The organism is Brachyspira sp., assembly GCF_050873525.1.
Lineage (GTDB): Bacteria > Spirochaetota > Brachyspiria > Brachyspirales > Brachyspiraceae > Brachyspira.
In genome coordinates this window covers 1-1,564 of the sequence record NZ_JBNMIZ010000336.1, presented here as the reverse complement: position 1 = coordinate 1,564, position 1,564 = coordinate 1, and the positions used below count along the sequence as shown (strand labels likewise).

1 protein-coding gene and 1 pseudogene are annotated in these 1,564 nt (G+C 35.1%); one reads left to right on the top strand and one right to left on the bottom strand.

All coding sequences use genetic code 11. The annotated features are described in order from the left end of the window. Positions 1-133 precede the first annotated feature (133 nt). The gene (locus ACR0QS_RS13170; protein WP_432633908.1) at positions 134-901 is read left to right on the top strand and encodes a PorT family protein; all 768 of its coding nucleotides are present in this window, start codon (positions 134-136) and stop codon (positions 899-901) included. 380 nt (positions 902-1,281) lie between these two features. On the opposite strand, the pseudogene ACR0QS_RS13165 reads toward ACR0QS_RS13170, so the two are convergent. Next, positions 1,282-1,564 (bottom strand): annotated as a pseudogene (locus ACR0QS_RS13165) (hypothetical protein); the annotation flags it as partial.

Genomic DNA, 1,564 nt, shown 5'->3' with positions numbered 1-1,564 from the left:
GCAAAAATCTTTTCATTAAATCAATTTATATTTTGTCCGTTCTTTGCGGATATTTTGGTTTCGATAACTTATTGGGAAAGAAGAAACCCAATTTTGTTATAAATAAAAAATTTTTTCATAAAGGAGTAAAAAAATGAAAAACATTAAAAAATTTCTTCTAATTATGGCAATGACGATGGCGCTCGGAACATCGGCATTTGCGGCAAGCGGTTTCGAGTTTTTGTTCCAGTTGGCTGGCGGCGCTGGAGTCGTAATCCCAACTAAAGAAGCCAAAGATTTGGGTATCAAAGGAGAAATAAGCGCCGACGCGGATATTAGCGCGCAAATCGGTTATATGTTCCAAGTCAAAGACGGTTTCGGCATAAGCGTTTTGGGTGAATTGGGTTATGCTTGGGATTTGTATAGTATGGGATACGGTTCTACAGGTGTAACTAGTATTGGTTTGGGTGATGCATCCCCAACTTATAGCACTGAAGAAGGTATATCGATTAGTCAATTCTATCATAGCTTCAAAATAGGACTGCTTCCTAAATTCAATATTGGCGTTGGTAGAAAAGGAGCGATTGCCATAGGAATTGGCGGAGGAGTTAAAATTCCTATTTCTGGATGGTTCTCAATGCAGCAGACTTCTGCAGTAGAATCAACAACAAGAGAAGGGCTTGTAAATGAAACTGATATTACACTTAAAAGACAAGATATAACCGATATGTTTTCTCCTTCCGTTATCGGATACATGAAAGTGACTTTCGATTATTATTTATTTTTCACGGATAGTATCGCAATGAATTTCGGCTTGTATTTGGGCGGAGATTTTGGACCAAAAATGAAAGAAGTAAAAATTGGAGGCGATTCGTTTGACATTGGACTTCAATTAGGATTTAGATTTGGACCGAAAGCGTAAAAAATCTTTTTCAATTAAAATATAATTCTAATTCACACATTCAAGCACGGGCGAGGTTAAGACTTCGTCCGTTATTTTTTAAAGTCGTCATTGCGAGGCTATTTATAGCCGAAGCAATCTATACTGTGTGGATTACTTCACTCATTCCATTCGTTCGTAATGACAATTATTTTTTGCACCCCGTCATTGCGAGATTTATTTATAAATCGAAGCAATCCAAATATAATAAAATTTCATTTTTTGTGGATTACTTCACTCATTTCATTCGTTCGTAATGACAATTATTTTTACACTGTCATTACTATCCTCAATAGATGCGTGGCAATCCAAACTAATAAAATTCCTTTATTCTGGATTACTTCGGTTTTTTATTTTACAATTTACTTTTTACTACTTTTATAACCTATCGCTTTCGCTATCGTTTCGTCAATAACTACTGTGACATCGTTATGCAGTTTCAAAAAAGTCACTGGGCATTTCGTGGTTATTTTATCGTTCAAAAGCAATTCTTTTATCGCTGACGCTTTATTTTTTCCGATAGCCGCTATAACTATTTTTTTCGCTTTCAATATTCCGCCCATTCCCATACTAAAAGCCTCTCGTTTGTCGTATTCGTTTAATAAATATTTATTGTAAGTATTATTATAACAACATGGTTTTATT

What these genes read in the sequence shown, in the direction of transcription:
- ACR0QS_RS13170 (WP_432633908.1), top strand. Translation starts at nt 134, where the DNA reads ATGAAAAACATTAAAAAATTTCTTCTAATTATGGCAATGACGATGGCG.